A 5929-nucleotide genomic window follows, 5' to 3' on the forward strand; every position below is an offset into this window, starting at 1 on the left:
GGATGTGTATAAGGGACAGGCCCGCGGCCGCGGCGCCCGCGTGTTCACCACCTACGGCATGAGCGAGACGTGCGGCGGCTGCGTCTACGACGGGACGCCCCTTCCCGGCATGCGCGTCGCGCTCGGCGACGGCGGCCGGATCCGGCTGGCCGGCCCCTCCCTGTTCACCGGCTACCGGCTGCGCCCCGAGCTGACCGCCGAGGTCAGGGACGGCGACTGGTTCGTCACCCAGGACCTCGGCGCGATGGAGGACGGCCGGCTCCGCGTCCGCGGCCGCGTCGACGACGTGATCAACACCGGCGGGGAGAAGGTCGTCGCCGGGGAGGTCGCCGCCGCGCTGTCCCGCCATCCGGCGGTCCGCGACGTCGTCGTGGTCGGACGGCCCGACCCCGAGTGGGGCGAGCGCGTCACCGCCGTCGTCGTCCCCGCCCCCTCCGCCGCGCCTGAGCTGGCCGAGCTGCGCGCCTTCGTCCGCGAGACGATGCCCGCCTGCGCCGCGCCCCGGGAGCTGGAGCTGGTGGAGGCGATCCCGCTGCTGGCGTCCGGCAAGCCCGACCGCGCCCGGCTCTGCGCCCCCCGCCCCCTGAACCCGTCTCGACGCAAGCCCCCCAGAGTGCTGCCGATCATTTCCACGTGAGGCGTTTGGGCGTCGCAGAGTTCGAGGGCAGCCCCATGTGCCTGGCCAGATTGCAAATAGCAACTGCATCGTCACAGATTGTTCAATGCATGGTATGGTTGCTTCGTTAGGTACCGCCGGACGGGCGGGAACGGAGTTCTTTCGGACTCAAAGCCTGTGGAGACCAGGTAAGACCACCACCGGTGGCACAGGTCCGCGAAGCAGGAAGCCGTGGAGGTGCCACACCTTGTGGCGCGGACCAGAATCCCCGAACCCGGTTCGGGGAGCGCGTCAAATCTGGACGCTGCTCGTCTCGCGAGCGGCGAGACTTCGAATGAGGGCCAGATCGAGCGGCCGCTGCGGAACGGGGACCGAATCACTCTGGATTCGGTGATCCTCACCGTGGCGGCCGCTTACCCAGAATATTTCGCGGGAGCAGCAGGCCGTCCAGGAGGGTCCGCGACGCCGCCCGCGCCGAGGACCTCCCGCTGCTGACCTACATCCGGCGGACCGACGAGCCGACCTCGGTCAGCGTGCTGCTGGAGGACTCCGCCGCCCTCATCGGCGTCCTCATCGCCGCGGGCGCCCTCGGCCTGCACCGGCTGACCGGCTCGGCGGTCTGGGACGGCATCGGGTCCCTGCTCATCGGCGTGCTGCTCACGGCCGTCGCGCTGATCCTCGGCCGGATCAACCTCAACCTGCTGACCGGCACCCAGGCCGACCCGCGGATCGTCGCCGACGTCCGCGCCCGGCTCGGCGACGCGCCCGAGGTCGAGTGGGTGGTGGACATCATCACCGTGACGTTCGGCGCCGACCGCGTCCTCGCCTGCGCCCGGCTGGACTTCCGCGACGAGCTCACCGCCGGCGACATCGAGCGCGCCTGCGTCCGGATGGCGCACGAGCTCCAGGACGCCCATGAGGAGATCGACGAGGTCTTCCTCGAACCCGTCCCCCGTGACGACCCTGACCTGCGCGAACGGGTCATCGCGCGTTATGGTCGAACTCTGCGGCCGAAGGATACCGGCGGGTAGTGGTCTTCGTCACGCTGCCGCCGCCCGGTGCCTTTACGCAGTAAGGTCGGATCGATTCAGGTCAGACCGCATGAAGCGGCCCATCGCGGGCACCAGCACCTTCTGGATCGTTCCTCCGCGATCCCCCGGCGGGCCGCCGGTCGAACGGCCGTGGGAACAATGCCCCGGTCGTGCGACGTTCCGATAAGTGCGTGCGCCACCAGCGAACACAATCCGCGCCGCACTCACACACGGAAGGGAGGGGGGTGTCCCCATGCCGCGAAGCGCCGTCGAAACCCCGCTCACGGAGTCGGCGGGCCCCGCGCTCAACGAGCTCCTGAAGCGTGGCCGCGCCCAAGGGCGCCTCTCGCTCGACGAGGTGCGGGGGGCCTTCGAGAGCGCCGGGATCAGCCAGGCCCAGGGCCGTTCCATCCTGCGCGAGCTGTCCGAGGCCGGCATCAGCCTGGCGGGCGAGTCCGACACCGTCCGCAAGATGGCCGCGGCCGCCGACCACGACGGCGGCGGGACCGCCCAGAACGCGCCCGCCAGGAAGCGCACCTCCCGCAAGACCGCCGCCAACGCTTCAGGCAAGGCCCCCGCCAGGAGCGCCGGCCGGACCGCGAAGCCCGCCGGCGACGGCGCGGACGCGTCCGCCGACGAGGGGTTCGAGGTCACCGAGGTCGAGGCCGCCGACGCCCCCGCCGACCTGGACGACCAGTCGACCGCCATGGGCGACTCCGTGCACACCTACCTCAAGGCCATCGGACGCCGCCAGCTGCTCACCGCCGAGCAGGAGGTCGACCTCGCCAAGCGCATCGAGGCCGGGCTGTACGCCGAGCACAAGCTGGAGGCGGGCGGCCTCTCCCCCGGCCTGCGCGCCGACCTGGAGTGGGTCGCCGCCGACGGCCGCCGTGCCAAGGCCCACATGCTGGAGGCCAACCTCCGGCTCGTGGTGTCGGTCGCCAAGAAGTACTCCGACCGCGGCCTGTCGCTGCTGGACGTCGTCCAGGAGGGCAACCTCGGCCTGATCCGCGCGGTGGAGAAGTTCGACTACTCCAAGGGCTACAAGTTCTCCACCTACGCGATGTGGTGGATCCGGCAGGCCATACAGCGCGGCTTCGCCGACTCGGCCCGCACGATCCGGCTGCCCGTGCACGTGCTGGAGATGCTCAGCAAGCTGAGCCGCGTCGAGCGCGACATGCACCAGCGCCTCGGCCGCGAGCCCACCCCGGAGGAGCTGGCCGTCGAGCTGGACAAGAGCCCCGAGCAGGTCCGCGAGCTGCTGCGCACCAGCCGCCAGCCGATCAGCCTGGACTCCACCATCGGCGAGGACGGCGAGACCCGCATCGGCGACCTCATCGAGGACACCGACAGCCCCGAGGCGTCCGAGCTGGTCGACCGCCAGCTGATGGCCGAACAGCTGCGCCGCACCCTCGACATCCTGTCCCCGCGCGAAGCCAAGATCATGGCGATGCGGTTCGGGCTGTACGACGGGACGCCGCGCACCCTGGACGAGATCGGCAAGGCGCTCGGGCTGACCCGCGAGCGGATCCGCCAGCTGGAGAAGGAGTCGCTGTCCAAGCTGCGGCACCCCAGCAACGCCCGCCCGCTGCTCGACTTCGCCGTCTGACCCGTCCCGCACGACGAAGGCCCGCCGCTCTCGCGGCGGGCCTTTCGCACGGCCGGCTCAGTCGGCGCGGCGGAACTCCACGATGGCCACCGCGATCAGGCCGAGGCCCATCCCCAGCACGATCACGATCTCCAGCCAGATCGGCACCGTCCAGCCGCCCCACGTGACGCCCGGGTCGAACGTGCGCAGCAGCCCCGGCGAGACGTCCAGGTGGGCGAACACCACGTGCCGCATCGGGTCGACCGCGTAGGTCAGCGGGTTGAACCGGGTCAGCACGCTCAGCCACGTCGGCAGCCCGTTCAGCGGGTACAGCGCGCCCGACAGGAACATCATCGGCATCATCGCCATCTGCATGAGGCCGAAGAACGCCTGCATCTGGGTGATCCGCGCCGCCATCATCACCCCGAACCCGGTCAGCGCGAGCGCCCCGATGAACATCAGCCCAATCAGCTGCAGCATCAGCACCGGGTGGTAGGGGACGCCGGCGAGCGGCGCGAGCAGCACGATCACCACGCCCTGCAGGGTCGCCACGACCGCGCCGCCGATGCACTTGCCGATCACGATCGCGCTGCGGCTGACCGGCGCGACCAGCATCTCGCGCAGGAATCCGAACTCCCGGTCCCACACGATCGACCCGGCGGAGAACATCGCGGTGAACATCACCGACATCGCGCACACGCCGGGGTAGATGAACGTCTTCAGGTCCACGGTGCCGGCCGGGCCGCCGCCGCTGGTCACCAGGTTGGACAGGCCGGTGCCCATGACCAGCAGCCACAGCACCGGCTGGACGAGGCCCGACACCATCCGCAGCTTGTCCCGCCAGAACCGGATCAGCTCCCGGTGCAGGACGATCTTTACGGCGCGCAGGTCCTGCCGCAGGCCCCGCTCGGGCACCCGCACCCGGACGACGCCCGGGACCGCCTTCTCGGTCGTGCTCGCCATCGTCATCTCCTCGCCGCGCGCATCGCCATCCGCATCCGGTCGTTCCCGGACGCCTCGGCGTCCCGGATGGTGGAGCCGGTGAACGACATGAACACGTCGTCCAATGACGGGCGCGCCACGTTCACCGACCGGATCGGGACGCCCAGCTCGGCGAACAGCCGCGGCACGAACGCCTCACCGGAGGCCACCGAGAACGCGACCGCGCCCTCCGACACCACCGCCTCCAGGTCGAACCGGTCCTTGATCGCGGCGATCGCGGCCTCGTCGTCGGCGGTCTGGATGCGGATCCGGTCCTCGCCGATGCCCGCCTTCAGCGCCTCGGGGGTGTCCAGCGCGACGATCCGCCCCGAGTCCATGATCGCGATGCGCTCGCAGAACTCGGCCTCGTCCATGTAGTGCGTCGTCATGAAGATGGTGATCTCCTCGGCGGCCTGCAGCTGCCGGATGTACTCCCAGATCGACGCGCGGGTCTGCGGGTCCAGGCCGACGGTCGGCTCGTCCAGGAACAGCACCCGCGGCGAGTGCAGCAGGCCGCGCGCGATCTCCAGCCGGCGCTTCATGCCGCCGGAGTAGGTCTGCACCAGGTCGCCGCGCCGGTCCCACAGGTTGACCATCTCCAGCACCTGCCGGATGCGGTCGCCGGTCACCGAGCGCGGCACCCCGTACAGCTCGGCGTGGAAGCGCAGGTTCTGCTCGCCCGACAGGTAGCCGTCGAGAGTCGGGTCCTGGAACACCAGGCCGATGTTGCGGCGCACGGCGTCGCGCTCGGCGGCGACGTCGTAGCCCGCCACGCGCGCGCGTCCCGCCGTGGGGCGCAGCAGCGTGCAGAGCATGTTGATGGTCGTGGACTTGCCCGCGCCGTTCGGGCCGAGGAAACCGAAGATCTCCCCCGGCCGCACGGTGAAGTCGATTCCCCGCACGGCCTCCACGTCGCCGAACTTCTTGATCAGGCCGTCGACCTCGACGGCGGGTCCCCCGTCCGGCATGGGGCCTCCCTCCGGATGGAGCGCACACCCATATTTTGGGCGTTCCAACGGTAGGAGTACCCTATCTCTCACGTCAAGAGATATAGGAAGACCCAAGCATCCGAGGAGCGGGCGTGACGGAGCAGCCGGATCCCATGGTCGACTCGCCCACCTATCTGATGTTCGAGGCGGTGCGGCTCGTCCGGCGCACCGCGGCCCGGCTGTTCCCCGGCCAGCCGCGGCTGCCCCACCTGCTCGTCCTGTGGTGCGTGGCGCGGTCCGGGCCGCTGTCGCAGCGCGAGGTCGCCGAGCGGCTCCGGATGGACGCCGGTGACCTGGTCGGCATCGTGGACGCGCTGGAGCGGGCCGGGCACGTCGAGCGCCGCCGCGACCCCGCGGACCGGCGCCGGTACGCCCTCGACGCCACCGAGGACGGCCGGCTGTTCCTCGGCGAGAGCCTCGACGCCCGCGTCCGCCTCAACGAGGTCCTGTTCGAGCCGCTGTCCCCGGACGAGCGGCGCCTGTTCCGGGACCTGCTGCTGCGCGTCCTGGCCCACCACGACGACCGGTTCGCCGCCCCGGCTCAGCCCACCGGCACCGGTTCGCTCGTCCGCGACCGCGCCTCGTCGTAGCGGCGCAGGACGAGCCGGGCCGCCGCGTCGTGCGCCCCGATCGGCGCGGTCACCGCGTCGGCGCCGCACGCCCGCATCCGGTCCAGGAACCGGCCGGGCGCCAGCAGGTACGACGCCACCGCCACGCGCCGCGC

5 protein-coding genes and 2 pseudogenes are annotated in these 5929 nt (G+C 71.2%); 4 read left to right on the forward strand and 3 right to left on the reverse strand.

The genetic code is table 11. From position 1 onward, the window contains the following. The 3 genes and pseudogenes from HUX53_RS05675 to HUX53_RS05685 all read left to right on the forward strand — a co-directional run. Positions 1-637, forward strand: a pseudogene (locus HUX53_RS05675) (AMP-binding protein); the annotation flags it as partial. A gap of 512 nt (positions 638-1149) precedes the next feature. After that, the gene (locus HUX53_RS05680; protein WP_255204962.1) at positions 1150-1647 is read left to right on the forward strand and encodes a cation diffusion facilitator family transporter; all 498 of its coding nucleotides are present in this window, start codon (positions 1150-1152) and stop codon (positions 1645-1647) included. A 253-nt stretch (positions 1648-1900) separates the two neighbouring features. Then, entirely contained in the window at positions 1901-3256 is a 1356-nt protein-coding gene (locus HUX53_RS05685) for an RNA polymerase sigma factor (protein WP_255204963.1), read from the forward strand. A gap of 57 nt (positions 3257-3313) precedes the next feature. Here HUX53_RS05685 and HUX53_RS05690 read toward each other — a convergent pair whose 3' ends face one another. Then, on the reverse strand, positions 3314-4198 hold the full coding sequence (locus HUX53_RS05690) for an ABC transporter permease (RefSeq protein WP_176402116.1): 885 nt from the start codon (positions 4196-4198) through the stop codon (positions 3314-3316). A gap of 2 nt (positions 4199-4200) precedes the next feature. Then, entirely contained in the window at positions 4201-5184 is a 984-nt protein-coding gene (locus HUX53_RS05695) for an ATP-binding cassette domain-containing protein (protein WP_176402117.1), read from the reverse strand. 113 nt (positions 5185-5297) lie between these two features. On the opposite strand from HUX53_RS05695, the gene HUX53_RS05700 reads away from it, so the two are divergent. Continuing rightward, complete coding sequence (locus HUX53_RS05700; RefSeq protein ID WP_176402118.1) at positions 5298-5795, forward strand: MarR family transcriptional regulator; 498 nt, start codon at positions 5298-5300, stop codon at positions 5793-5795. On the opposite strand, the pseudogene HUX53_RS05705 reads toward HUX53_RS05700, so the two are convergent. Further along, positions 5747-5929: pseudogene (locus tag HUX53_RS05705) on the reverse strand (hypothetical protein); the annotation flags it as partial. The gene HUX53_RS05700 and the pseudogene HUX53_RS05705 sit on opposite strands and share 49 nt — an antisense overlap.

It is taken from the genome of Actinomadura sp. BRA 177 (genome assembly GCF_013372625.1).
Taxonomy (GTDB): domain Bacteria; phylum Actinomycetota; class Actinomycetes; order Streptosporangiales; family Streptosporangiaceae; genus Spirillospora.